Source organism: Chromatiales bacterium (assembly GCA_014323925.1).
Taxonomy (GTDB): domain Bacteria; phylum Pseudomonadota; class Gammaproteobacteria; order Poriferisulfidales; family Oxydemutatoraceae; genus SP5GCR1.
Genome location: JACONC010000014.1, coordinates 11881 through 37831, shown reverse-complemented (window position 1 = coordinate 37831; position 25951 = coordinate 11881). Strand labels below are relative to the sequence as shown.

Here is a 25951-nt window from a genome sequence, read left to right as displayed (position 1 = left end):
GGTAGTTTTGATACGAGTGATTAGTATCTTTTCTTATCTATTTGCCTATGTTGGATTAGGTTCGGGGATGTCGGGCGATGTGGTTTGTTCGCTTATGCTAGAGTCATTGAGAACTTCCAGCACTTGATCTCTTAATACCAGTCCGATAATTTTCAGAAATTTTTCTATTTCAACGCCTTCTTTATATCGTAACTTATGGCTTAGATTTCTCCAGTAATTCAGTAATTGCTTTTGCATTTTTTCTAATAGGCTCAAGATCATCCAGTTTGAATTCTGCCTCCGTTCGCCACTTAACAAAGGAGAAGTATGCTTTCATAATGACAAGAGCAAGCAAGCCACCCAACAAGGCTGCTACTGTCAGTATTGCTTGGTAATAATTTTGCAAAAAATTAATAATATCCATTTTTCTCCTCGTCTATGTTTATATTATAGGCATACGCTATAGGTATTCAACATAGCACGCACGCATCTCAATCAAGGCGAGAGCTACCCGTATCGTTGCCAACCTTAAAGGCGAACATTGAACTATCGTATAGTTTTTGTCCTGGGTCATAAATAAACTCCAGTGGTTGATCTACATTGATGACGACTTGCTGTTCGGGAGGCACATATATTGCATCCCAAACATCGTATCTAGAAGCCAGATAATTCCTAACATTGCCGACTGATTTAGCGAAGCCTTGTCCGATGAGTACCCGCACTTCTTCGCCGGTGATGCTCTCCACCGTATTGCCCTCAGGGCTCACTGTGCGGGTTCGTTGTGTGTCGGCATAGCCTTCGCCTATGCCTTGGGCGATGCCTAGTATGGCTTCTGCGGTCATTTGCTTGGCAGCGTTGCTGACGAGTTTGCCTTTCAGGCAGGGTTGCCCGTAGCTATCGCTTAAATAACCTAAGCCTTTGTCGGTATCGGATGCTTCTACATAGCTGACTACGGCGCTGGGTAGCACCGAAGTTACCCGAGTGAGCACAACCCGCACGCATTCAAAATTAGCATCACCGAATGCTTTACCATCCCATATCATTTGTGCGGCATCAACGGTGTATCCGTTGGCGGCATAACCTTCCATAGTGCTGATGACTTTAATCGGCCAAGGTTCGTTCAACTGCCCGCGCACTGGTAGGCGGCCTATAGCAGCGGTCAATGTGACACCGCGGATGATGGTGGCAGGTGGAATAATAAGCGAGGTGTCATCGCGCACATTGTCGGTTACAGGAATGGTTTGCAGGCTATCTATATTCAAGTATTCAAGCCCTTCATTCGTCAGGGTATCGGATTGATTATTAAAATCGTATGTTGATGCGCTGAGGTCTTCTATCCATAGCCAAGCCGGTGGCTTTTGGGTGGTGGGTGGGGTGACCTTTGGTGGTTCTTCGTAGTAGGGTGCAATCGGTTCCGAGCCGCGTGTTGTCGGGTTCAATGGTTGGCGGGTGGTCTCCGATGATAGATTGGATGGACGACCATCGGTTGGATAGGGGTTGGTACTCGGGCGGTTGTTAAGTTTTGTGATTGCGCTGTTTAATGTCCGTAATTCGCGGTGTAGCTGTTCCACCGTTTGATTCATATCTGCCTTAAAGGCGGATTGCTCTGCGCGCAGTTGATTAATTTGCGAACCGACTGCCTTCACCGCCTCCGAAGGGTTGTCGCTATCTGCGGCTAAATAGTCGGGTGCAGATTGCGCAGACGCTACGCCATTGGGTGTCGGTAATAAATGATCGTCGCTGCTATCGGCTATCAGTATCAATAGCACGACTATGCTGAAGCCTATCGCTAAGATATAGACGAAGGGGTTGCGCTTCATTGGGTTGCTATGGTGTAGTAGGGTGTTCTGCTACTGATGTTCTATCCAGCCATCGTTGTTTTGCTATTGAGCGGCTTAAGGGTTTGTCGCCGATGACGACTAGCGCGGTCACCGATTGCGCGCTGTCGGCAGCTTCTAATCTATGATGGGCGAATGCCGCGGCCTTAAAGTCGCCGACGATAGCACGAGGGTCTAGAGTGATAGCGGTTTGCAATGTGTTTTTAAGTTCCAACAAACTGGCATAGAACTCAGTCGTGCGCCACGCCGCAATGGGAGCTGCCATCACACCACCGCCGCACACAGCTTCATTAATCTTCAAACAGCGCATGATGTCTATCATATCTTTAGGATAGTTCGTGGCTCTGATACAAGGGTTTCTATTTAATAAACGATGCGGTGCATAAGCCCATTGCAGTGCATAGCGCACCAGTGCTACCATCCCGATAGCGCAATCTTCATTATCTGCATCAGCTAATAAATTATCCTGCCCAGAGCTTAAATAGATAGTCTCGCCTGCTACATAGTTTACTGATGCAGAGAGTTCTAATATCATCTGGGTGGAAGGCGTTTTGAGCAGAATTTTCTCATCGGCAAAACTATAATCGGCACGCAGCCATACTTGCGAGCCTATCGTCGTCACCGATAGCTTGTCGCGCAAAGATGCCGGCATACCGACTTTGACCGACGGCTCAGACATCAAAATAATGTGTTGTTCTTGTCCGACTTGCAGTTGCATTTGCAACGGTTCGTGCTGATAAAAGATATGCGAGCCTTCGCTTGCGCTCAAACATTGACTTGCCGATAACAATATGAGTGCTATGAAAAAGCCTCGCATCATTGATTGGCTCCCTTAGCATACTGCAGGTCTTCGTCTGCGGTTTTGGGAATACGGATGAATGGTTGTTGGGGCACATCTAAAAGTAAACCCCACGGGTTATACGCTGAGTTAATGTCTTTGTAGATAACGGGTATATGTTCGCGCACTGCGATGCGGTCTTTGATTTTGATACCGTTTAGGCTTTCATTCAATATCAAATCCAGTTGCACGACCCAGGCATTCTTTGCTGTCTGTTTGACTAAACCGCCTTGGTAAACACCGGCTGGCTGCAGATTGCGTTTGCGTCCCTTGAGTTCACCGCGCTTTGTTAACTCGCTGTGTTTTTGCATTAAGAATTGATGAAAATCATCGGTTATCAGATAGCGCAGCCTCTGTATGTTATCGGAAAAATCTGCGTTACCATCTTGCAGCCACAAATAGAGCTGTTGGTATACTGACCCGGCGAATAGATAAACTTCCTGTGGTTCTATAGCGCCGGTAGTTAGCTTAGAGCCGAAGCGCAAATCAGGCGGCAGCGATAAGCGATGTTCGCGTGCCACCCAAAACAGCGCGGCAGTCAGCAACAAGCAGATAGTGAAGAGACCTGTGCCGACCATCCTCAGAGTTTTGATGTGGGCAACTAGATTGGCTTCCGCCGAATGATAGCGATTCATCTTATCGTCCTAAAACTTATGCGCTCTAAAGCTACCGATGTGCTGGCATTGATGGAAGTAGCCAGTCCAATGCAAACGGTGTGCTAAATATTGCAAATGCCAACGCCGAGGGCGGCTGTTTTTGAGGTGGCTGTACCAAACAGTTATTAGCCATACCGTTATAGGAACCGTTATCATAAATAGTATAAGACCGACGAAGATATTCCACAGCGTTAAACTCACTACCACCGACAGAAACAGCCAAAAGATAGCCGAGGCGATTATTACAAAAGTTAACTCCGAACCAGTGCAGCCTTTTAACATCAAGGGTTCGTCGTCTAAAAAGTCGGCGGGTTTCATACCAATCTCTGCTCTATATTTCGTTGATATACTGGATGATCTGAACAGTGCCGAAGATAATCAACACCAACACTAAGATGGTTGCAATCACGGTAATTGCGAAATGCCCCCACTCGCCTTGCTCGCGTCCCTTTTTCAGCGCATTCAACAGTCCCCCACCGGCACCTAGTACCGCCATAATCAACAATGCCACTGCGGCGACTGTGAAAATGGCGATCAGTGCGTTTCTAAAATATTCCCAAAAATCACCGCTGCTACCGCCACCGAAACTAGGCGGCGTAGGTAGTTGTGCTTGTGCTAGCGAATATGCTAGGAACATTAAGGCTATGGCAATTATGGGTTTAAGTATCAATTTATTTTTGGACATAAAAACTCCTATTCGAAAATCTCCTATTTGAAAAACTCCTATTCGAAAAACTCCTACTCATTTATGAGGAAAGTAAATAATGGGCGAAAGCCATAATCAGAATAATCAAAGCTATCGTCCGTAGCACTTGAAACAAAAAAGCAGTTTCGGACAATGCACCGTGTTGCAGACCTCTATACAGTGCCATGAGTCTGTATACAAACCACATAAAGATAAGAATGCTCAGCGTGGTAGAAAACAACAACTCTAGATTGGCCGGCGAAATGCCGCTGGCGACGACAAAGGTGTTATCGTTATAGTTTCTATTCAACATCTGAGTACCTCGCTTTTAGTCGGTTCGGCGGCAATGCCTGAAAGCCGCGCGGGGTGTAATCGTCGGCTGCCAAATAACGTTTGATAGCAAAGATAACGGTGTCTACATCTATTTCATAAGCACTGTAATTGAACACTTTGCGTTGCTGAGGTGGTACTTGTGTTTGCGCGTTCGCCGCCAGCATTTTAGTCTGTTCCAACAGTTGCACGATATTTTTCAAATAAGTCGCTTCTTCGGTATTGTCGCTGCGCAGTGCACTATTGGCGCGTAGCGTTGCAGGTGGTAGCTGCATTGCCAGCGGGCGTTGAAAAAAATCTTGTTCAGGATAAGAAGCCATAGGTCTATCTTGTTCAAAAGTCATCCATGGATATGCCTGACATCCACTGAGTAGGATGGCTGCTAAGATGCATACCGCTAATATCGTGTATGCAAAGATGCGTGACGATATTTTGCCAGTCAAATACATCTGCTGAGCATACAGTTTGTATCGCATAGCAATAAGCCTCATTACTGAAATATCGAGCAGCGCGCATCACCGACACACACTTGCCGAGCAACGAGTACCCGCAGCCTATCATTCTGTCGCTGATGGTGTATCCCACACATAAACTCTCGGCGGGTGTTGTTTATGGGCACATTTGTTGGCCATGCCGTATATGGGTATTCGCTCTCGCCAGCAGGCGATATAACTCTCTCCCATCAGCAAACCGCCTAGGGTCAATTCATAGGAACCGCCCAGAGTATGTGTGCATAATTTGGTGCCTTTAGCAAAGTGACACATGATGCTAGTTTTACCTGCATATTTTTCATTTTCTGTTTCACAGAGCGATCTGCCTTCTCTGTATCTATATTTAGAGCAAGTCAATTTAGGTGTATATTTTTGTATTGCCAGTCCGCCGGCATGCTCGATCACTTTATACCTTAAATCTTGTTCATAGATTGAGTAGTCACCGCTGTTATCGACCGTGGCTCGCAGTCCAGCAAAAGTCTCTTTGATATCTGCTCGGGTCAGCACGGTCAAAGGATTAGCGTTATCCATCACTTTGAAATCACTCTCTTTCATTTTCTGTAAGTTTGTTGAGTCCTGCGCCGGCTGCGCTAATGCAGTAGCGGTGATGAAAAGTGCACACCAGAAAACGATGTACAGATTGAAGTTCTTAAACATAATATTCTCCTCTAAGTTGTGTTGGGTTAAGGGGGGTTAGTCAAACGAGATACCTCTTCTAAGTAAAGCGTTTCAAAATTCTTCGTATCGTTGATTAGTTTTGTGCGGATGCGCGCGGCTGCGCGTGCGTACTGTTGTCGCTTAGCGGTATCCTGTGCAAGTATTCCTAATACTTCGTGAGGGGATAATCTGTCGGTATTCAGATAACCCTGATAGATCTCTCGCTTGAGTAAAAACTCGCGCATCTCGGATTCTTGCAGACCCAAATGCTGCATTTGGTTTTTTTGCAGTGGGCTCAGTTCTAAATTGATAAAGTCAACATTATTGTCAGACATGCCAAGCATAAAGAACAAAACAGTGACTGCCGCTGCCGCTATAAAATAGCGTATATATCGATGTTTTATCTTCATTGCCCCGGCGCCTCCTTATAGACGATGGCGTCGGCGTAGAGCGTATAAAGTTTGTCGGTTGCTGGTTCGTACAGCGTAAGCGATTGTTCGGCAACCGATAGATTTTCAACTTTCAGTCCGGCAAAAAAATTACCCACTGATAACCCGGTTTTTCTATTGCCCAAAGATACAATTGCCACTGCGCCGTCGTCCCAGATAGAAACACTTAATAATTTCAAACCGACTACTGGTAACTGGTTGGCTGATGGTGGCTGCGGCTCAGTGTTAATTGTTTGTATAGAGGCTTCTATACGAGCAACAGTATTGCTCAATGTATTGTCGGTAGCCACTAATTCAGCCATCCGATTCTTCAGGCTTCGCATTTCTGCGGCCAAGCCCTGCGATGTCTCCACTGCCGTGCTATTGTAGTTTGATAGTTCACTTTGCAGTAGCACAGCCGATTGTTCTATAGCTGTCAGGCGTTCGTCTGTGGCATCCAAACGACGACCGAAGTCGGAGACCCCAACCGTATCGTCGATCGCTAAACCCGTGCTTTGCTCTAAATCGCTTTGCCGATCGGCTAACGGATTGAGTAGCACCTTTGTCTCGTTGTAGGTATACGATGGATCATCGGATTGATAGACCATGAAAATAGTGGTAGCCGAGAGTATAAAGATAATAAAAGCACTGGCTAAGACAATTTGTGCTCTAGACATCGTCTTTGTTGCGATAAACATTCTCATCGCCTCAATCATGAACTGCGCCTCAATTTCCGCTGCCTATCGATAAATTAAGTTGCTGCAATTCTTGCCACACTTCTTTTACTTTAGTTCGGTATCTTTGCGAGAGAGGTGCTGTACTTGAATGATAAGCACCGACCCCCTCCCATAGGCCTTTGCGTTTAATATTATTGGCTAGGATCCAAGCACCCACCGCGATATTGGTGCAGGGAATTTCTAAATCGTTGTAGTCAATGCCGTAACGATGTAGTGTGTCTCTCCAGACCGTATTGATTTGCATCAGCCCAATGTCCCAAGAGCCGTTTTTGTTATAGCGTATGGGTGTGTCGGTTCGATCAGCGGTCTCGACATATTTCACAGCTAGCAGCAGCAATGGATCCAAATTGTGTTGATGTGCGGCGCTTGCAATGCACGCGGCAATCTCGGAAGTTAGATTATAGTCAGGGTCTATATTTGCCGCTGCCGAATGGGCTAACGATACTATGAGTATCAGTGCGTATTTAATGTAATTGATCATTTTCTGAGCTCCTGTCCGATTTAAAGTAAATAACGAAAGTAAAGATACTGCGGTTGTCCTATCAAAAAATCATAATTCCGACAAACGGTCGTTATCAGCAGACAAGCGGTAAAATCTCAATATATATGGCTATATGCGTTGCGTGTTATAGAATAGACCCTCAAATCAAGTAGAAATAAAATTACTAAAGCATGATATCCACTGAGGCCTATCTGAGAGTTGACGACCGCCATATCTTGTATGACTATCAATTACCAGTTACACCGCACTGGTTTAACCGCTATGAATTATTTGAAATTGCACAGGTGTCTGGTTATACTGAAGCAGGACGCAACGGTTCAATTTTCTTTAAGTTCGACGACGACGAACAGGAGTATCTGCTCAAGCATTATTACCGCGGTGGTGCGGTGCAGCGGTTGCTAAGAGATTATTATCTATATATTCACAGTAGCTATGTCAATGTGTTTGTAGAATGGCGGCTGTTGCATCAGTTACAACGCTGGCACCTACCGGCGCCGGTGCCCTGTGCTGCGTCTTATGTTGACAGGCTCATTTTTTATACCGCTGATATAGTACTGCAGAGCTGCCGACCGGCTAGACCGATATCAGCCTTGTTGTGCGAACAGCAGATAGAAGAAAAGCATTGGCAATTAATTGGCAGGACTATCCGTCGTTTTCATGATAAAAATGTTTATCACGCAGACCTCAATGCGCATAATATTTTACTGTATCCCGAAAAAGATCAGGCTTACTTAGTCGATTTTGATCGCAGTTGCATATGCGTTAGAAGAAGTCCCTGGCGGCAAGCCAACCTTAATCGTCTAGCGCGTTCATTGAAAAAGTTATCTGCTAAATACGGCAGTGATTTTCACTACGCAGAGGATAATTTTTCCGCTTTGGTGGATGCTTATCATCAAGGTTGAAAATTCAGCGATACCAATTCAGCGATATAATTTTGTGCCACATCGGCGCGCTGTGCTAGATAGTTTTTTGCCGCGACAGCATTCTGTTGATAGTAGTTCGGTTGTTGGACAACACGGGTGAAAATATCAGGCAGCGCGTTGGCACTATCAACAATAATAAGTCCGCCAGCTTGATTGAGCGCCTGTGCCTCTTCGGCTATGTTGTCTAAGTAGAAACCAGTGACTTGCGGAGTACCTAGCATTGCAGCTTCTAATATATTATGCCCACCTTTGTCAATCAACGAGCCACCTAAAAAGACTAGATGCGCATGCTTGATAAGTTGAGGGAGCTGGCCGATACGATCATATACAACGGTATCGCCATCGCCGATGGTCGCATTGGGGTGATAGCAGTGGGCGCGTATACGATGGCGGTTTAGGGTGTGCAGTATCTTTTGTAGCCGTTGCGGATGGCGCGGTGCGATGACCAATGCGAAATTACCGTGCTCTATTTGTTGCCATGCTTTGGCGATTTGCAGTTCTTCGTCGTCGTGAGTGGAAGCGGCGAGTATATAAGGTTTGTTAATCAGGTTCGGTAACTGCCGGTCAGCGAATTGCACAGCGTATTTTAGATTGCCTAAGGTTTTTATTTTCCACGGCACAACTCCCACCCGCATATAGGTGTCTCGGTCGCGTTCAGATTTTGCATAGATAGCTTTAGTCAAAGCCAGGCTCTGCTGGTAATAGCGGCGCAGCCAAACATTCGCTTCAGCGGTGCGTTTTGATAGGCGAGCGTTGATAATTACGCTCGGGATATTCAATTCGGCACAACCGTGAAACAGATTAAACCAGACTTCGGTCTCCATAACAATCGCCACCCTTGGCTTGAGAGTCTTTAGAAAGCGCATTATCGACCACCTATAATCTAAGGGCAAATAGCAATGCTGCATACGCGCATCGGCTTTTGATGCAAAGACTGTAGCGGCACTCGTCGTCGAGGTGGTGACGAGTATTCGGTCTTCAGGGTATCTATCAAGCCATTGTTCTAATAACACGAGCGCAGTGTTGAGTTCACCAACCGAAACGCAGTGTATCCATAATGGTTGCTTTGACATCGCCGGCAGTCGCAAGCCGAATCGTTGCAGGATGTAGCGAAAACTACGAGATCTAACACCTACGGTAATGGTATAAAGCAGTAGTAGCGGTAGCCCGGCCCATAGTAAAAGCCGATAGGCTATAGAGAGCATTTATCTACAATCCGCCACTCGCCTTAACGAAGCCACTGATCTATTTGCTGTATGTCGGTTGCCGAGAGGATACCTGCTACTCTTTTCAGATTGATTAAATCGACGACATAGCGATGGCGGGCAGTGATATAGTCACGCTTCGCAGCGAACAACTCTTCTACTGCAAGTAGCACATCTACTGAAGAGCGGGTGCCGACACTAAATCCGATTTCATTTGCCTCGTAAGCACTTTGTGCCGATTCCACGGCGCGTGCTAACGCCTGGGTTCTGCTGATGCTCGCCAGCACATTCAAATACGACTCCTGTGCTTGTTGTTTGATCATGCGATGTGTTTCTTCAAGTTGCTTGCGGTTTTCCAGTGCAAACTGCGAGGCTTGCTTGGTTCTGTAGTAGTTTTCGCCACCAGAAAATAGTGGGATTTGCAGTTCTATACCTAACTCAGTGCCTCGTACTGTATTTTCAGTTGGTATATTCCCAAATGTTTCGTTTTCGTTGCGCCGCACATAAGCGTCCAATGTTGGGAAATAATTGGCGCGTTGTCGCTTCACCTCGTCTTCGGAGATATTGACCGTTAACTTTTGTGCAAGTAGTTCCAGGTTTTGTTCTGTGGCAGTACCCACCCAAGCGTTTATATTTTTGGGTTCAGGGTGCACGATAGGGGTATCTTCCGAAATAGTTTTTAGCGCCCATACATGCTCGTTGATGATGACTTGCAGCTTAGACAGATTGACCGACAATTCGGTCTCGTCAGAGATTTCATTGGCAACCGTCAGGTCGTAAGAGGCTTCGGCTTCTTTAACATCACTAATCGTTGCCAAGCCGACATCAAAGCGCGCACGCGCCTGTTCCAACTGCCGTTGCACGGCTTCCTTCTTGGCGCGGGTAAACTCCAATTGCGTTTGTGAATCGAGCACCGTGAAATATGTCTCGACCATACGCTGCATCAAATCGTGCTGTGCGGATTGCAGTTCAAGCTGGGCGCGTTGCGCTCTAGAGCGAGATTGGGCGAGCTCTATATAGTACTTTCTGTTGAATATAGACTGGTCAAGTGATAGTGTCATATTGCGTCTTTGATAACTGAAATTACCTCCTCCTTCGAATGTGACACCTCTGACCTTCTGGTCGTTTACTTTAGTGCGGTTTGTTCTAAACGAGACGCTCGGCAATAACTGTGCGCGACTGATATTCGGTTCCAATGAGTTTGCTTCAAAATTAGCGACACTGGCTTGATAACGCATATCGTGTTCTGTTGCCAGCTCATAGAGTTCTAGCAAACCGCGCTTTTCTGCTGCCCGCATGGTATTGGGTTGAGTTGCAGTTTCGGCGTATGCAAAGGCGCATAGACCCATGACCGCAAATAGCAAGCCGCTCGTATTTTTAACTATTGAACCATAGCTGTCCTTTTTCATAAGTTTTGCTTTTTTATAAGTTTTAGATGTTATATCATTATACTTCAACGATAGGTCGGCATACTGTGATCTACTTCATGCGCCCAGGCATCTATACCGCCTTTTAAGTTAATGACCTTTTTGAAACCTTGTTGCTCTAAATAAAGGGCTGCTGCGCGGCTGCGTATACCGTGATGACAAATCACCACAACTTCGGCATCTCGGTCTAATGTGTCCAGTTGTGTTGGTAATTTTGCCATCGGCACCAATTCAGAATTCGGCAGATGGACGATATCGTATTCCCACTGTTCGCGCACATCTATCAACAACGGTGGATTGCTCGCTTCGCTCATATAGTGCTTTAGTTCTTTAGGGTTTAACTCTTTCATGCAAATTACCCCAATTTCTGTTCTATCATGTTGTCGTTCTGCCCAAATTGCTGTTCTGTCATGTTGCCGTTCTGCCGTGTTTGTTCAACGGACGCGACTACTGTGTTGCCTGTGTAATCCTAACGGTGCCAGCATAAATACTCTGAAGTTTTGTTGCAGTTAATCTGGGTAATCCAATAGCCGTGCGTTTGTATCACCTATTTAATTTTTGTTGCTTGCTGTTTTGCTCAATGCTTAGCTGTGTCTTGCGTGTCGAACATACCACGGGTGCCTGCATAACCTAAACACTCACTTATGCATAGCTGACTGCTATCCTTAACATTATCAGCTCTAGCCAGCTATCGCGCTCTGAAATGTCATCTGTTTCGTGCCAGTTATAGGCATTGTTATTACTCTGCCTTGACGAAAGCCTAGTATAGCATGCCGACCTACAAGGTCGTGCTTTCTGTACGATGCTGTTAAACCAAAGCACAAATTTAGGGGTGAGCTTGTAATCTAAATCGTGTAAGTTTTGACCTTCCCCCCGAAAACCGGGCCATGACAAAGATGAGATTTCCAGTTAAATTAGACAACAGGAGGAAGACGATATACAGAAGAGCAAATTGTAGGTGCGATTAAGCTTCACGATGCAGGAAAGAAGACAGAGGATATCTGTCGCGAGCTCGGCATCTCACAAGGCACCTTTTACAATTGGCGTAGCAAGTATGGTGGACTAGAAATAGAGGAGAAATCGCATTGAAATATTTAATTTTTATTACGGCTTTTGTTTCTTTGGCTTGTAGTGGTTATGATTCTACTAAAAATTCTCCTGATATTGTTTCAAACGCAGAGCTAAAATGGGAAAAGCTAAACCCTGCTAGAGGAGAAAAAAGCCCTCAAGCAGCTGTACTATGGGGTGATCTTAAAGGCAATAAAATAGCTACGGGTTTCTTAGTAAGGTTTATAGATGGTTTTGAGTCTCCTCCACATATTCATAATGTAACCTATAAAGGGGTTGTCATAAGCGGTTTAGTGCATAATGACGATCCAAAAGCTGAGAAGCTATGGATGCCTACTGGATCATTTTGGAAACAGCCTCTTGGAGAAATTCATATTACTGCAGCAAAAGGTAAAAACAACCTTGCCTTTATTGAAATTGAAAGTGCTCCTTATTTGGTTATGCCTCCTGAAAAAGCCTTTCTCACTAAAGAAAAACCTATAAATATGTTTCCCAGTAATATTATATGGCTTGATGATCAAAGCTCTAGCTGGATAAGCGGTCCTCATCTTAGGATTGCGTATTTATGGGGTCAGCTAGATAAAGAGCATAAGAATGGTACTTTTCTTAAATTGAAAAAAAGATATTCTGGAAGATTTAAACATAACTCTAACAATTTAAAGTTAGTTATTATTACAGGTAAGATAAAATTAAAAATCAATGGGGATGAAAAAAAACTCTCTCCTAGTAGTTATGTAGGCTTCAATAGCCCTGTAAATCATGAGATTTTATGTGAATCTAGTGAAGATTGTATTTTTTATGTGAAGTCTCTGGGAAAGTATGAATTTGCCCAAGCAAGAGAATAAAAAGAACAAGAAATATAAGAATTAGAGTTTTTTATAGATTTGACCTGATGCCTTATTAAAAGTCAACTCTTTGTAAGATGCCACCACACATGAGCGAACTTTTAGTTCATATCTGGCATTGGTGTGTCACCTCTGGCTTCCCAGGCATTGCATATGCCCAAGCGTTTAGCTTACAGTAAATAAGCTGAGTCTAAATATCCCTATCTGGCATTAATACACAACCTGTTTGGTCGCTGGTCGCACTCTACACCGTGGCAGCGACCCTATTGTAAACCCTCGCTTGCGCATATATCGGCATTAGGTGATAATGATAGGCACAATGAGCAAAACACCCGAACAGTTTGAAAAGATAACTTTGCCTGCGGCACTTAAGCAAGAGGTTTCACGTAAAATCCGCGTAGCTGGTTCGCGGTCTGATTTACGGGTAGCAATGCGAGAGATTATACAAAGTGACACACCTAGTGAGAGTGGCCCTATAGCCAATCCGCCGATTCCAGTGTACGACACTGCAGGTCCCTACAGCGACGATTCTATAGCAATAGATTTATATCGTGGCATAGCAAAGACTCGCCATTTATGGATAGACGAGCGTGCCGATTGCGAGACAGTCTCGTCTAACAGCCATGCGCCGGCGGTGCGCCGCGCTACTAAAGGGCGTTGTGTCACGCAAATACACTATGCGCGCAAAGGCATCGTCACGCCAGAGATGGAATATGTTGCGCTACGCGAAGACACTCGGCTGAGCGAGATTAAAAAAGATCCGGCTTATGCCGATTTATTATGCCAGCATAGAGGTATGCGTTTCGGAGCCGAGATTCCAGATACGATAACCCCTGAATTTGTGCGTGAGGAAATTGCTAAAGGACGGGCGATTATGCCGTCTAACATCAATCATCCGGAGCTTGAACCGATGATCATAGGGCGTAATTTTCTGGTCAAGGTTAACGCCAATATAGGTAACTCTGCCATCCGTTCTTCTATTGCCGACGAGGTCGAAAAGATGATCTGGGCAGTGCGTTGGGGAGCAGATACCATTATGGATCTCTCCACCGGCAAAAATATACACGAGACCCGAGAGTGGATTATTCGTAACTCGCCGGTGCCGGTAGGCACTGTGCCTATCTATCAAGCATTGGAGAAAGTCGGCGGCAAAGCTGAAGATTTAAGTTGGCAGATTTTCCGCGATACACTGATTGAACAAGCTGAGCAGGGCGTCGATTATTTTACGATTCATGCCGGTGTGTTATTGCGTTATATTCCGTTGACTGCTGAACGCGTCACTGGTATCGTTTCTCGCGGCGGTTCAATTATGGCGAAGTGGTGTTTGTCGCATCACCAAGAAAATTTTCTCTATACGCATTTTGCAGAGATGTGTGAGATTATGAGACAGTACGATGTGTGTTTTTCATTAGGCGATGGGTTGCGCCCTGGCAGTATCGCCGATGCTAACGATGCTGCACAGTTTGCCGAATTACAAACTTTGGGTGAATTAACCCGTATTGCTTGGCAACACGATGTGCAGACTATGATAGAAGGTCCTGGACATATACCGATGCATCTAATAAAGGAAAATGTTGATAAGGAGTTGCACGATTGTATGGAAGCACCGTTTTACACGCTAGGTCCTTTGGTAACCGATATTGCCCCAGCTTACGACCATATTACCTCGGCGATAGGGGCTGGGATGATTGGTTGGTATGGCACTGCAATGTTGTGTTATGTAACGCCTAAAGAGCATTTGGGTTTACCGGATCGTGAGGATGTGCGCGATGGCTTGGTTGCTTATAAGATAGCAGCTCATGCTGCAGATTTAGCGAAAGGGCATCCAGGCGCACAACTGCGAGACAATGCCTTGTCTAAAGCTCGTTTTGAGTTTCGCTGGCAAGATCAATTCAATCTGAGCCTAGACCCCGAACGAGCTAGGGAATATCACGACCAGAGTTTGCCGCAAGAAGCTGCCAAGCTCGCTCACTTTTGCTCGATGTGCGGACCGCGTTTTTGCTCGATGAAAATTACCCAAGATGTGCGTGCCTATGCAGCAAACATTGGGGCTAGTGATGTAAAAGTGGCGGTGCAAACAGGACTGAAAGAAAAAGCCGACGAGTTTAGGGACAGTAGCGCAGAAGTTTACCGTAAGCTATAGATATTATCTGCCTGGTTGAAAAAATTGTTGCGAAAATTGTTGCAAACATTACACTAGCCAATCCGTAGTCCGAGATGTAGTATTTCACGGATAGATATACTGGGTGAATAAAGTAAATTAAATAGAAGAGCGAATTAAAATATCAGCTAAAATATCAGCTACACATTTGTAAGGCGACTCATTTATCTTCTATTGCTTTGCTGAGCGAGTAAAAATATTGGCATCCGTTTGCCATATAATAATTGCTTTATACTAAGGATCATTTTATTTTTACAGATATGACCGAAAAAGATTTTTCCAATTCCGTAGGTTTAGTTGAGTCTACACAGCTCAATTTTAACCAGAGTTTAACCTTGGATTGTGGTCATGTGCTCCCTGAGTTTACGCTGGCTTACGAGACCTATGGCACGCTAAATGCGCAACACTCCAATGCCGTTTTAATCTGTCATGCATTGTCGGGCGACCAGCACGCGGCAGGTTATCATAGTCAGTCGGATAAAAAATCCGGTTGGTGGGATAACTGTATAGGCCCCGGTAAACCTTTCGACACCAATCATTTCTTCTTTGTTTGTCCGAATAATTTGGGTGGTTGTAGCGGCAGCAGTGGTCCTAATAAGATTAATCCTAAAACGGGCAAACTGTATGCGTCCGATTTCCCTATCGTTACCGTTAAGGATTGGGTGCGTAGCCAAAATATGTTAAGAGAGACTTTTGATATACCTTGTTGGGCAGCAGTGATAGGGGGTAGCTTAGGAGGTATGCAAGCTATGCAGTGGGCGATAGATTATCCCGACAAAGTAGCCCACGCTTTTCTTATTGCTTGCGCACCGAGGTTGTCGGCGCAGAATATCGCATTCAACGAGGTGGCAAGACAAGCGATTGTGTCGGACCCTTTGTTTTGCAACGGTAATTATTACGACAAAGGTGTTCCTGCTAAAGGACTGATGTTAGCGCGAATGTTAGGGCATATCACTTATTTATCGGATGATGCGATGCGGAAAAAATTCGGCAGAGAACTCAAAACACCTAAACTAAGCTACGGGTTTGATGTTGAATTTCAAGTTGAAAGCTATCTGCGTTATCAAGGAGAGTCTTTTGTCAATCGTTTTGATGCAAATACTTATTTATTGATGACCAAAGCGTTAGATTACTTTGATCCAGCAGCGGAATACGAAGGTGATTTAAGTAGCGCATTCAGACAGACTAGTTGCGGTTTTTTAGTCGTTTCTTTCTCTGCTGATTGGCGATTTTCCAGCACGCGCTCGCATGAAATAGTCAAAGCCCTCGTACAATCTAATAGCCGTGTCAGTTATTGTGAGATTGAGGCGCACCACGGACACGATTCTTTTTTGATGCCAGTACCCAGCTATCATAAAATTTTGCGTGCGTATATGGAACAGATAGCGAAGGGGTTATGATGCGTGCTGACTGGGAGCTCATCAGTAATTGGATTAAGCCGAACACGCGAGTGCTAGATTTAGGCTGTGGCGATGGTGCGTTATTGAAATATCTGCGCTCAGAGAGGAATGTATCTGGGCTCGGATTGGAAATAAGCGATGACAATATCGTGCGTTGTATAGAGAACGGCGTTGATGTGATACAAGCCGACCTTGAGGGGCAGTGGCACAATTATTTTTCCGACTACAGCTTTGACTATGTGCTGATGACGCAAACCCTGCAAGCGGTGCGCCACCCAGATAGAATTTTGGATGAAATGCTACGCATTGCTAATCAGACGATTATCACTTTTTATAATATGGGATACTGGAAGAGTCGGTGGGAGCTATTCAATGGCCGGATGCCAGTTACAACCGTGTTGCCGGCGCAATGGTACGAGACCGAAAATATCCATCTGTGTACGATCTCTGATTTTGAGGCGCTCTGTGCTAAAAAAAATATCCGTTGTATAAAAAATGTCGGAGTGAATCACTCGTACCAAGTTTCTCCGACTACACGCTGGATGCCTAATCTGATGAGTGAGGTTGCACTCTATTTGTTGAGCATCAAATAACTGGCCGGATACATCCACCCTTCGTGCGAGGCAAATCGCGGGTGCGACCTTAGAGAACGGCATAGTGTAAGTTCAAGCAAATAGTATAAAATGGAGTATAAAATGGATAGCTTTAGATCAAAGAGGTAAAAATGGATATAAAAGATCAATCAAACTCTAATCCGCAAAGCAACAACGAAAGCTGGGCACAAAACACGCTGCGTTCTTTGCTGGAAGATTATACGAAAGAGCAGCGACGGACAAGACGCTGGCGTATTTTCTACCGACTTTTAATCGTTGGCATCATCGTATCATTTGTGATATCGTTGAAATCGCCAGAGGGGATACAGCCGACGCTAGTAGACGAGCATACTGCGTTGATAAAATTGGAGGGGCCAATTATTGAGGGCACACCAGCATCGGCGGCTGATATCATTGAAACCTTGCAGCAGGCATACGAAAGCAAAAGTGCGAAAGCGGTTATCTTGCAAATTAATAGTCCTGGCGGCAGCCCAGTGCAAAGTGCGCATATCAGCGATGAGATTTTACGCCTGCGATCAAAATATGCCGATAAGCCGTGCTATGCGGTTATCTCAGATATCGGTGCATCAGGGGCTTATTATGTTGCTGCCGCTGCCGATGCAATCTATGCTGACCGCTCCAGTTTAGTCGGCTCTATAGGCGTCATTTTCAACGGCTTTGGTTTGGTTGATGCAATCCACAAACTAGGAATAGAGCGTCGTGTGCAGAAGGCTGGGAAATATAAAGATATGCTTGATCCTTTTGCAGTCTCTAATCCGGTCGTCGATGCGCACATGCAGGGATTGCTAGAGCAAGTGCATCAGCAATTTATCAACCGTGTAAAACAGGGACGAGGCGACAAACTCGCTGCAGAAGAGCGGTTGTTTTCCGGCTTAATATGGACTGGTGAAGACGCTAAAGATTTAGGTTTGATAGATAATTTTGCTTCACCACAGCAAGTTGCGCGAGAAGTTGTAGGGGTTGAAAACATCGTAGTTTATCGACCACATAAAGATCTGTTAGATAGAGTTGTCGATAGACTCGGCACACAGATTAGCAGTTTGCTATTATGGCGGATGCAAACCCCAGCATTATATTAAAGCAACGCTAACGGATAAAGTCCTGCCATGCCAACCTTTTATCGCTTCTTTACGCTCAGCTCGATGGTGTTCTATATGACACACGCGACACATTTAATTTAAAAACTTTATCATCAATCCGGCGGCTGTGACAATTATTCCCGCAACCGCATATATTCTATTGGTCAGCCTAGTCTCTAGGTTTGCTAAACCTGTTTTTAAATCTGCCTTAGTCTCTACTTTTAGCTCTACTATATCGGACTTAGTTGCTACTTCCTTTGTGCTCGTAACATCAGCAACCGCCTTCTCTACTTCGTCATCAGTAGCATCAGGTATCCGCTTCAATAAATTATATAAAGCTATCTCGGTCATAACTAAAACTCCATAACTCGCTGTCTATCAAAACGACGGATAAACTCTAAATCAAAACGACTTAATGCACCGCCGGCATCTTTCACTTTTAGCACTTCAATGAAACGCCTGCGACTAGCGGCACGCTGTCGCAACTGCCTCTCTATCGTCTTACTTGTATCAATTAAATTGCCTTGTTTGTTTTCCATACCGTCATTATAGTAGAACTAAATAATATGCAACTTCATCGTCGCCTTGCAATTGCCACCAAGTTCCTTCCATCTTGCATCTAATCCTAAATGCAAGGTCTTTGATAAAGTGCGATACCGGTGTCGCGTGTCCGTCATAAAACCGTAACTCACCTGACGCATACATTCGCTCGTACACATTACCGACACCGTCGCTCTGACCGCGTGCCTTCAATCCCGGCTTATTACCAAACGCACCAATACACTCTAATCTGCCGCTCTCTACCCAGTACATCACTGCAGCCGTCATACTACTGCTTAAGCCAATAATGACACACCAGCTTGGTCAAGCATTTTGGCCAGCGTGATTAAAGGCAATCCGAGCATCGCACTTGGGTCGGCACTTTGAATACTATCGCATAGTGCTATTCCCAAGCCTTCCGAGCGATGGCTACCACAACAATCGAAAGGTTGTTCTATACGCACATAAGCCAGTGCTTCTTGGCTACTAAAAGGGCGGTAGTGTATCCGTGTTAACACACTTTCGTAGCGATGATGCCGATGTTTAGTATCAAACAGACACAGTCCGGTATGAAAAACAACTTCTTTACCCGAACATAATGCGAGTTGTGCACACGCTTGCTTGGCATCGGCCGGTTTGCCGATGATTTGCCCGTCAACTTCGCCACATTGGTCGGAACCTATGATCAAAGCATTTTGATAATGGTCGGCAACCGCGACTGCTTTTGCACACGATAATCGTTTTGCCAATTCCGCCGCTTGTTCGTTGGGTTGTGCGGTCTCGTCTATATTAGCTGCATGAACTTCAAACTGGAGCTTCAGTCTCTCCAACAATCGTCGGCGTGAATCGGATGCCGAGGCTAGCACAATTTTTGTTTTCATAATAGCGAAGGAGATGCGTGTCGCACGGTTCGGCATAGCTGATTTATGGTTATGCGCGCCAGGCACCCTATCAAAGTATGAAAGTACAAAGTATGAAAGTGCAAAGTATGAAAGTACATTGTTAGAGCAGATGTATTCAAGGCGTATTCAAAAGGTAGAGCATTATAGCATTTACGAGGTATCTTTCCGCTGTACTTGGGGTTGACATGTACTTGGGGTTGACATGTACTAGTCGGTGGCTAATTGGTCTATTATCCGTTGTAGAGAATCAGGCAGTGCAGCCTCAAATGATAATACCCGATTGTTCCAATTAAACGACACGCGATGGGCGTGCAAAAAAATACGCTTGAGACCTAAGCGGACAAATTTGCGATTTTCAGCAAAATTGCCGTATTTTTTATCGCCTACCACAGCGTGTCGACAGTGTGCAGCGTGGACGCGAATTTGATGGGTGCGTCCGGTAATTAATGAGACTGACATTAGACTATAGTCGTTAAATAGCCGTATAGGCGAGAAATCAGTGACTGCATACTTGCCGTTATCAGCCACCGTTTGCTTCTGTGTTACACGGCGCAGTGGCATAGAAACACGCTGCGGTTGTTGCCAACGACCCACCACTAGTACTTGATAGATTTTCTCAACTTGCGAGTCGCGAAACAACCGCTGTAGGCGAAGCAGTGGCTCGTATGACTTCGCAACAACTAGACAACCGCTAGTATCCTTGTCAAGGCGATGTACAAGGTTCAGGTCGCTATTTGCGTATTTATGTTTGAGTAAATCAATTAGACCGAAACTATGGGCAGTACCGCTATGTGCAACAAGATGTGCCGGTTTATCTATCACTAATAACTCGTCGTCCTCGTATAGGACACACTTCGCTATGGAATCCACATCAGTATCCAATAGGCGCGGGGGTGGCGAAGCCTTGTGCACCAGCGGTGGCACTCTGATTCTATCTCCGTCGGTCAATTTATATGAAGGTTGCACGCGCCCGCTATTCACGCGTAACTCACCTGAACGAATTATGCGATAGATATAGCTCTTGGGCAGATTTTTATATTCTCTGAACAAAAAGTTATCAATGCGCTGTCCGCGGTATTCCGCAGACACTCGGATATAACTAACACCTTGCTTTTTAGACTGGGTTACCATAGTGGCTATCATACTGAGCAACGCTTTGTTTGGCACTTTTGCCGTATATTCTTGGCTGGTTAAGAAAAGGGGAATTATATACTATTCTGCGCCTAGTCATTTAGTCATTTAGGTATGAATAGGTATGAACAGCGACGGATATTCCTTACCTAGTAGGGAGATTAGAATGGAACTGTATAAGTAACTTGACAACTTGGAATGGTTGTTTAATATATTACTAGGGCTAGTTGTTCTAAAAACCCAACGAAAACCCGACTAAGCCAATGCCACGGTTGGGAGTGCCGTAGCGACTGCTGAGATTGCAAGTTGGTCTGTAAGGCGTCAATCATTAGGTTGGTTTTTGTTGAGCTGAATAGATTCCCATTGCGACTTAAAAGGGAGGACAATATGAGTGCTATAGATTTACAACGTCTTGCTTCTATAATGGGCAGATCGAATGGTTATTTGACTGTCAACCGGGATAATCAACTAGAGCTTAAAGGTACCACCTTTATTGGTCGTGCGGTGCATTGGGTGCGCTTTAAATTTAACCGTAGTTATAGGCAATCAATCTCAGATGCTAAAGAAAGAGTCGTCAATACCTTAGTATCTGACGACACATATGGCACCGACTTTCAAGACAAATTAAATAGTAATCTTGAAGATAAGTTCTTGTCAGACTCTAAGCCGTTGCGAGCCAGAAAAGTGAGGCTTTTTATTGAACAAGTGATGGATGAAAGAGACTCTAGCGTCAAGAGTGCTACGGATTTTGTTAACTGGTTTAGCGGTGCGGGCGGATCAACTGAGAGCAAAGATAATTTTTCAGAGCGTTGCGACGAGGCACTTGCGGAAAAAATGAAGGATGTGCAAGGTGGTTTAAAGATTGATGATATAGATACCAGCACTCTGCAGCAAGAAGTCCACGCAGCAGCCTTAAACGATATACCAGCACTTAGCACCATAAAGAATAGGAAGCAAGCTCAAACGCATGTAGATAAGGTGCTTTCGGTTGCATTGGACAGACATATCGACGAAGCGCGTCTGAAATTACATAATCGTTTAATCCGAGCGCTTGAGGATGTTGGTTTACCTACAAGACAAGAATCAGAATTGGCTGACAAGATTATCGATGGAAAGATTACCACTAGTAAAGAATTAATGGCAGTCGTTAACGAATTAGTATTGAAACAAATAGACGATAAATTTGACAGTTTGTTGGAACAGGTTATGGCACATCAAGGTGTCGACGAACCATTCGGCCCATCACCAGAAGTCAAGGAGCGAGTACAAGCAAATCTTGCCGAGCAAAGTCAATCGCAAATGCTATCTGTAAACACCGCGCGCAAGCAAGCAGCTGCTTTGCTAACCCAATGGGTTAAAGGTAAAAAAGAGGTACTCGAAGTGATTAAACCAAGTCCATTCAATAGTGCCTATGCGCTAATGAAAGAAATGGTAGAGCAAAATCCTTATGTCAACAAAGCCGAGGCTGAAGCTATGCAACAAGGTGTTAACAAAGCTATAACAGAAGCTTATGTAAAAGATAAGGACGCCTACGAAGCACTGGGTATCAATAAAGAGAAATTTTTGTCTAATTTGTTGCAATACGAACACAAAGATGAATTACTTGGTAAATTCAAAGAATTACTACAGCAGAAACCAGGTTCACTATCCGAGCGTAGCAGCCAGCTGGGGACGGATGCTGAAACAACGGTGTCGGATTTCATAAAAACCTTATATGCACCTGTTGTCGAAAACTATAAAAAAGTAGTAGCCCTTAAAGAACAAATACCGAAGGAGTATTATAAAGTTTTGTTAGAAAAAATCCAACAGGGTCATACCTGGGATTACGATTTTGTATCCGAAATCAATCAACTGTATATACATTCTCTAACATCTAACAATTATAAGGGTTATTATAAAGTATTACAAAGTCCGCAGGTTGCCGAAAAAAGAGTAGGTAGTAAAGCAAACCTTGAACATTTCACATTGAATGAGTTGATTAAAAAAGTATCAGATAATTCGACTACAGAAAGTACGGCAGCAAGTCTAAAGTCAAGTATGAAGTCAAGTATGAGAAAAGCCAGCCACACACGGCAAATGATAGATAAAGTTATACCCATGCCAGTTAGAGGAACTCTACTGGAAAATTTGCAGTCACAGTTAACCAAGGTCAGAAGCAGAGTTATGAACCAAGCCGATGCCGAAGCTTTGTTTCAACGAGGTATGCTTCGGTTTTTAAGAGATCAGAAAATTAGCTTTGAAACCATGAAAATGACTTCCTCAAAGGAATCAAGAGTTATCTAGCAATTATAGATACTCGTTTATGAATCGGGTTTAATAATGGATCTACAATCTCTAAGCGCTATAGTCAACCGTAGGCACGACGGCTATCTAAGCCTAAACAGTTCTACGAATGCGATTGAAATCGGCGGAACTAATATTTTCGGTAGATTGATAGTATGGTTGCGTTATAAAACAAGCAGTAGTTATCGCCAAGCAGTTATGAAAGCAAGACAACCGCTTATTGATGCAATGAAAGTTGATCAGACCTATGGTAAGTATTTTGATCTGAAACTAGTAGGTGGTAGCAACATTAGATTCTTAAGTGAAAATAGACCCATTTCAACGAGGGAAGTTCGGCGCTTTATTGAAGATGCAAAGGTAGAAGCAGACAGACTTATTCGCATAGAAAAACACCGCCTTCGTGTTGAGGAAGTAAAAACTTGGTTTAGCCAGTTGGCGGCACAAGGTGACTATGCTGATAGCCACGACCACCTAGCAGCACTTGATAATAAAATTGAGACTATGCTGTCGTGGAAAACCGAAAATCTAGCAGATATTGACGCCGGAGATGTCGAGCGCGACGGCATCAGTGAGATGCTTTACAGCCAAGCAATGGCTCAGGAAGACACTACTGAGCAAATAAAGGATGAAAACCAGGCGGAGAATTTAATAAACAAACTGCTAGCAAATATACTCGATGACCGTATCACCAAAGCGCAACAGCACCATCAAGAGGTACAAAAGGAACTAAAAAGCAAGTTATCCGCCACTGGCCTATCATCAGTAAAGCAACAAGAGATTAAATCCGAAATTGATAGTGCCAAAATAGCAACCGGAGCAGCGCTTAATACACGCGTCAATGGTTTGGTTGTAGAACAAGTAACCAAGCGTTTAGATACATTGTTGGATGAAGTATCTAAACAGGATGGTATTGATAGACAGTTCTTAGAATCGCTCCATATAGAAAATTATTTAGAGGATTATCTACTTAGCGATAACAATCAAATACTAACTGAAGATTCAGCAGCCCAGAAGATTCGTCTATTAATACGCGAAGGAGCGTCTAGCAAAAAAGCTGCTGTCAAGGAATGGATAGCTAAGTTGAGCGCTGCCGATGGTAGTGCTGATAGTGAAGGGCAACTTCATTCCCGTATAGATACAATGTTTCAAGCTAAAATTGCTGATCAACCAGGATTGAGCCGGTTGAATGTCTCACTATTGGGGATAGATGTAGAACTACGCAAAGCGGCACAAGACGCGTTTAAGGATTTTGCTCCTTTAGATAACGAAAAACAAGCAGGCGAACTAATGGATCAGTTGATAGCCACTGCTTTAGATAATCGTATCAAGCATGGGCGCGATCAACTAAAACTAAGATTGAAAGAAGAATTAGCGGAAGCTCATATACCTGAACAGACACGAGAAGAGATAACTGCCGGCATAGACAATCTCAAAATTACTAATTCCTCTCAAATTAAGAGAATCATCGCCGATCTAGTTCTAAAAAAAATAGGTAACTTTGATGCGCTACTGTCAGATGCCGCTACTAGATATAAGTTTAATAGGGATATGCTGGTAAGTCCGCGAACTGGAGAGCGACTTATGAAAAATCTGGACCAGCGGTTGATGGCTTGCGAAGAGCTTGAAGAATTGTCCACTATGCCAGTACGCGACGAAGCCTTAAAACTGCTCAACCGCCAAAGAATAGATTTGGTTGATAGTTGGATAAAAAAACACACTGGTTTAGATGAGGTAGATAATGCCGAAAAGTTTGCGAGCGAGGTAAATCAAAGGCTCTCTGGCAAGTTGGATGCCGCGCCCGATAGCGAAATAGACTTGATGTCGCCCGAAAGTATTGGTCATCAAATCAGAGAAGATATCTTAAAAGATGGCGATAGTCTGATGGCAATAAGCAATGAACACGATGCCCGAACTATCGTTTTGAACAAGCTGTCTGCTGTTATTAAACCGCGCGTAGAGCAAGCGCATCAGCAAGACCAACTAGAATTATACAACCACCTAAACGAGTCTGGTTTGTCTATAACTGATGCCTATAGAGACTTGGAAGGCGCAATTGACAATATGCAGATTACAACCCTACCACAATTAAATCGTGCAATTAGTGAAGCGGTGGTGAAACAGGTCGACACAGAATTTGATGCTCTGGTTCAAAGAGTAAAAAAAGGATACAAATTTGACGAGCCGGTCGCTTCTTTGTCTACGGTTAGAGAACAATTGCGAAGGAGACTCGGCGAGCGAGAAAATCTATCACTTAGCAATACCCGTAATAGAGCGATGAGACTGTTAGAGCGATGGCTAACAAATAAAATCGAGGCACTGGGAGCGATCGCGTCTAGCAAATTAGCCGGTAGTGAATCCTTGATGAAGGAACTCGTGTTGCAAGAGCCATATATAACTAAACATCAGGTGCCAAATCTTCAAAAAGCAATAGAGAAGACAATGAAAGAGGCCTATAGCCGCAACGCCAAAACCTACGATGCTCTGCATATCAATCAGCAGAATATGATTGCAAAGCTGAAACAAATAGAAGGTGGCGATACGACCTTGCTTGGTGATTTAGGAACACTCGTACAGAGAGCTATGAAACCCCCTTCGATTTTCAGCAACCCTGCTTGGCAGATAGCCGATGTAGGAAGCGGAGTGGAACGCTCTATAGCGAGCTTAACTGCGCTTCTCGTCAATACCTCTAGACGAGTCAAGCAACTGAAAGGGCAGATTCCTGATACGGTTTATCAAGGCGCTAAACAAACTATGAGAGAGAAAGGCATGATATGGGGAGAAGATTTAATCGGTAATATAAATGCACATTATGCGAAAGCCCTAAAAGACGACACCACTGAATTTTATAACTTGATGGAAGCACCTCTAGTTGCTCAACAAAGATTGAACACTAGATCAAACGATAGCCCGTTCACACTGAGTGATTTGGTAGATTTTACAATAGCGAAACCAGAAGATGTCAAAAAAGCAAAGCAAAGGCAAAAAGCTATAGATAAGTTACTACCTGCTGCACAAAAAGATGATTTATTGGCAATTATCGGTCGCGATTTGTCGCAGCAGCGTAGCGCAGTAATAACGAGTAGCGCGGCAAATGAAATATGCCGGAGAAGTGCTCTCAATGCTCTGCAAAACGCAAAAATAGATTTTGACAAGAAAATTATAGTTTTCAATCGGGATGCGAGCCCACAGCTTGCTCCTTATACCGAAACATCCTTATAAGGATATGTCTGTG

30 protein-coding genes are annotated in these 25951 nt (G+C 44.3%); 9 read left to right on the top strand and 21 right to left on the bottom strand.

Annotated features, from left to right (window positions below):
• Positions 1-45: 45 nt before the first annotated feature.
• From GDA45_06380 to GDA45_06320, 13 genes are all read right to left on the bottom strand, one after another.
• On the bottom strand, positions 46-237 hold the full coding sequence (locus GDA45_06380; protein MBC6414489.1) for a hypothetical protein: 192 nt from the start codon (positions 235-237) through the stop codon (positions 46-48).
• A complete protein-coding gene (locus tag GDA45_06375) occupies positions 194-403 on the bottom strand; it encodes a hypothetical protein (protein ID MBC6414488.1) in 210 nt (69 codons plus the stop codon). Before GDA45_06375 ends, GDA45_06380 begins: the two co-directional genes overlap by 44 nt.
• 67 nt (positions 404-470) lie before the next feature.
• On the bottom strand, positions 471-1799 hold the full coding sequence (locus tag GDA45_06370; GenBank protein MBC6414487.1) for a hypothetical protein: 1329 nt from the start codon (positions 1797-1799) through the stop codon (positions 471-473).
• Positions 1800-1806: 7 nt separating this feature from the next.
• The gene (locus GDA45_06365; protein ID MBC6414486.1) at positions 1807-2637 is read right to left on the bottom strand and encodes a DUF3438 family protein; all 831 of its coding nucleotides are present in this window, start codon (positions 2635-2637) and stop codon (positions 1807-1809) included.
• On the bottom strand, positions 2634-3290 hold the full coding sequence (locus tag GDA45_06360) for a DUF2895 family protein (GenBank protein MBC6414485.1): 657 nt from the start codon (positions 3288-3290) through the stop codon (positions 2634-2636). The genes GDA45_06365 and GDA45_06360 overlap by 4 nt, the downstream gene beginning before the upstream one ends.
• Before the next feature lie 9 nt (positions 3291-3299).
• Positions 3300-3629, bottom strand: a complete 330-nt coding sequence (locus GDA45_06355) for a DUF3487 family protein (protein MBC6414484.1) — start codon at positions 3627-3629, stop codon at positions 3300-3302.
• 13 nt (positions 3630-3642) lie between these two features.
• Positions 3643-3996 carry a hypothetical protein gene (locus tag GDA45_06350; protein MBC6414483.1) on the bottom strand — a complete coding sequence of 118 codons (354 nt, stop codon included), beginning with the start codon at positions 3994-3996 and terminating at the stop codon, positions 3643-3645.
• 61 nt (positions 3997-4057) lie between these two features.
• Positions 4058-4309 (bottom strand): TIGR03758 family integrating conjugative element protein, encoded by a 252-nt coding sequence (locus GDA45_06345; GenBank protein MBC6414482.1) that lies wholly within the window; start codon positions 4307-4309, stop codon positions 4058-4060.
• Positions 4299-4802, bottom strand: a complete 504-nt coding sequence (locus GDA45_06340) for a hypothetical protein (GenBank protein ID MBC6414481.1) — start codon at positions 4800-4802, stop codon at positions 4299-4301. Before GDA45_06340 ends, GDA45_06345 begins: the two co-directional genes overlap by 11 nt.
• Before the next feature lie 81 nt (positions 4803-4883).
• On the bottom strand, positions 4884-5474 hold the full coding sequence (locus GDA45_06335; protein MBC6414480.1) for a hypothetical protein: 591 nt from the start codon (positions 5472-5474) through the stop codon (positions 4884-4886).
• 26 nt (positions 5475-5500) lie between these two features.
• Positions 5501-5884 carry a hypothetical protein gene (locus GDA45_06330; GenBank protein ID MBC6414479.1) on the bottom strand — a complete coding sequence of 128 codons (384 nt, stop codon included), beginning with the start codon at positions 5882-5884 and terminating at the stop codon, positions 5501-5503.
• Positions 5881-6579 carry a hypothetical protein gene (locus GDA45_06325; protein ID MBC6414478.1) on the bottom strand — a complete coding sequence of 233 codons (699 nt, stop codon included), beginning with the start codon at positions 6577-6579 and terminating at the stop codon, positions 5881-5883. The genes GDA45_06330 and GDA45_06325 overlap by 4 nt, the downstream gene beginning before the upstream one ends.
• A gap of 49 nt (positions 6580-6628) precedes the next feature.
• Positions 6629-7120 carry a lytic transglycosylase domain-containing protein gene (locus tag GDA45_06320; GenBank protein MBC6414477.1) on the bottom strand — a complete coding sequence of 164 codons (492 nt, stop codon included), beginning with the start codon at positions 7118-7120 and terminating at the stop codon, positions 6629-6631.
• Positions 7121-7311: 191 nt separating this feature from the next.
• Between GDA45_06320 and GDA45_06315 the strand changes: the two genes are divergently transcribed.
• Positions 7312-8043: a 3-deoxy-D-manno-octulosonic acid kinase gene (locus GDA45_06315; GenBank protein ID MBC6414476.1), complete on the top strand. Its 732-nt coding sequence runs from the start codon at positions 7312-7314 to the stop codon at positions 8041-8043.
• Here GDA45_06315 and GDA45_06310 read toward each other — a convergent pair.
• Genes GDA45_06310 through GDA45_06300 form a run of 3 tightly spaced genes read right to left on the bottom strand, consistent with a single transcriptional unit; the run spans position 8034 to position 11046 of the window.
• A complete protein-coding gene (locus GDA45_06310; protein ID MBC6414475.1) occupies positions 8034-9269 on the bottom strand; it encodes a hypothetical protein in 1236 nt (411 codons plus the stop codon). The two genes, GDA45_06315 and GDA45_06310, sit on opposite strands and share 10 nt — an antisense overlap.
• A gap of 23 nt (positions 9270-9292) precedes the next feature.
• The gene (locus tag GDA45_06305) at positions 9293-10678 is read right to left on the bottom strand and encodes a TolC family outer membrane protein (GenBank protein ID MBC6414474.1); all 1386 of its coding nucleotides are present in this window, start codon (positions 10676-10678) and stop codon (positions 9293-9295) included.
• Between the two features lie 44 nt (positions 10679-10722).
• Positions 10723-11046 carry a sulfurtransferase gene (locus tag GDA45_06300; GenBank protein ID MBC6414473.1) on the bottom strand — a complete coding sequence of 108 codons (324 nt, stop codon included), beginning with the start codon at positions 11044-11046 and terminating at the stop codon, positions 10723-10725.
• 601 nt (positions 11047-11647) lie between these two features.
• Here GDA45_06300 and GDA45_06295 point away from each other — a divergent pair.
• From GDA45_06295 to sppA, 6 genes are all read left to right on the top strand, one after another.
• Complete coding sequence (locus GDA45_06295; GenBank protein ID MBC6414472.1) at positions 11648-11785, top strand: helix-turn-helix domain-containing protein; 138 nt, start codon at positions 11648-11650, stop codon at positions 11783-11785.
• A 74-nt stretch (positions 11786-11859) separates the two neighbouring features.
• Positions 11860-12609 carry a DUF4437 domain-containing protein gene (locus GDA45_06290; GenBank protein ID MBC6414471.1) on the top strand — a complete coding sequence of 250 codons (750 nt, stop codon included), beginning with the start codon at positions 11860-11862 and terminating at the stop codon, positions 12607-12609.
• Positions 12610-12928: 319 nt separating this feature from the next.
• Positions 12929-14752, top strand: coding sequence for a phosphomethylpyrimidine synthase ThiC (gene thiC / locus GDA45_06285; GenBank protein ID MBC6414470.1), 1824 nt, complete (start codon positions 12929-12931; stop codon positions 14750-14752).
• Between the two features lie 278 nt (positions 14753-15030).
• Complete coding sequence (locus GDA45_06280; protein ID MBC6414469.1) at positions 15031-16170, top strand: homoserine O-acetyltransferase; 1140 nt, start codon at positions 15031-15033, stop codon at positions 16168-16170.
• Positions 16170-16763 (top strand): methionine biosynthesis protein MetW, encoded by a 594-nt coding sequence (gene metW, locus GDA45_06275; GenBank protein ID MBC6414468.1) that lies wholly within the window; start codon positions 16170-16172, stop codon positions 16761-16763. Before GDA45_06280 ends, metW begins: the two co-directional genes overlap by 1 nt.
• A gap of 131 nt (positions 16764-16894) precedes the next feature.
• Positions 16895-17863, top strand: a complete 969-nt coding sequence (gene sppA, locus GDA45_06270; protein MBC6414467.1) for a signal peptide peptidase SppA — start codon at positions 16895-16897, stop codon at positions 17861-17863.
• 93 nt (positions 17864-17956) lie between these two features.
• Here the strand turns inward: sppA and GDA45_06265 are convergent, their stop codons facing one another.
• The 5 genes from GDA45_06265 to GDA45_06245 all read right to left on the bottom strand — a co-directional run bounded on the left by GDA45_06265 (position 17957) and on the right by GDA45_06245 (position 20472).
• Positions 17957-18214 (bottom strand): hypothetical protein, encoded by a 258-nt coding sequence (locus GDA45_06265; protein ID MBC6414466.1) that lies wholly within the window; start codon positions 18212-18214, stop codon positions 17957-17959.
• A gap of 2 nt (positions 18215-18216) precedes the next feature.
• A complete protein-coding gene (locus GDA45_06260) occupies positions 18217-18402 on the bottom strand; it encodes a hypothetical protein (protein MBC6414465.1) in 186 nt (61 codons plus the stop codon).
• Positions 18403-18409: 7 nt separating this feature from the next.
• The gene (locus GDA45_06255) at positions 18410-18691 is read right to left on the bottom strand and encodes a hypothetical protein (protein MBC6414464.1); all 282 of its coding nucleotides are present in this window, start codon (positions 18689-18691) and stop codon (positions 18410-18412) included.
• Positions 18692-18699: 8 nt separating this feature from the next.
• A complete protein-coding gene (gene maf, locus GDA45_06250) occupies positions 18700-19284 on the bottom strand; it encodes a septum formation protein Maf (GenBank protein ID MBC6414463.1) in 585 nt (194 codons plus the stop codon).
• Between the two features lie 228 nt (positions 19285-19512).
• The gene (locus GDA45_06245; protein MBC6414462.1) at positions 19513-20472 is read right to left on the bottom strand and encodes an RluA family pseudouridine synthase; all 960 of its coding nucleotides are present in this window, start codon (positions 20470-20472) and stop codon (positions 19513-19515) included.
• 351 nt (positions 20473-20823) lie between these two features.
• Here GDA45_06245 and GDA45_06240 point away from each other — a divergent pair, with 351 nt between their 5' ends.
• Both GDA45_06240 and GDA45_06235 read left to right on the top strand, forming a co-directional pair.
• Positions 20824-22719 carry a hypothetical protein gene (locus GDA45_06240; protein MBC6414461.1) on the top strand — a complete coding sequence of 632 codons (1896 nt, stop codon included), beginning with the start codon at positions 20824-20826 and terminating at the stop codon, positions 22717-22719.
• Positions 22720-22755: 36 nt separating this feature from the next.
• Positions 22756-25938 (top strand): hypothetical protein, encoded by a 3183-nt coding sequence (locus tag GDA45_06235; protein MBC6414460.1) that lies wholly within the window; start codon positions 22756-22758, stop codon positions 25936-25938.
• Positions 25939-25951: the final 13 nt, after the last annotated feature.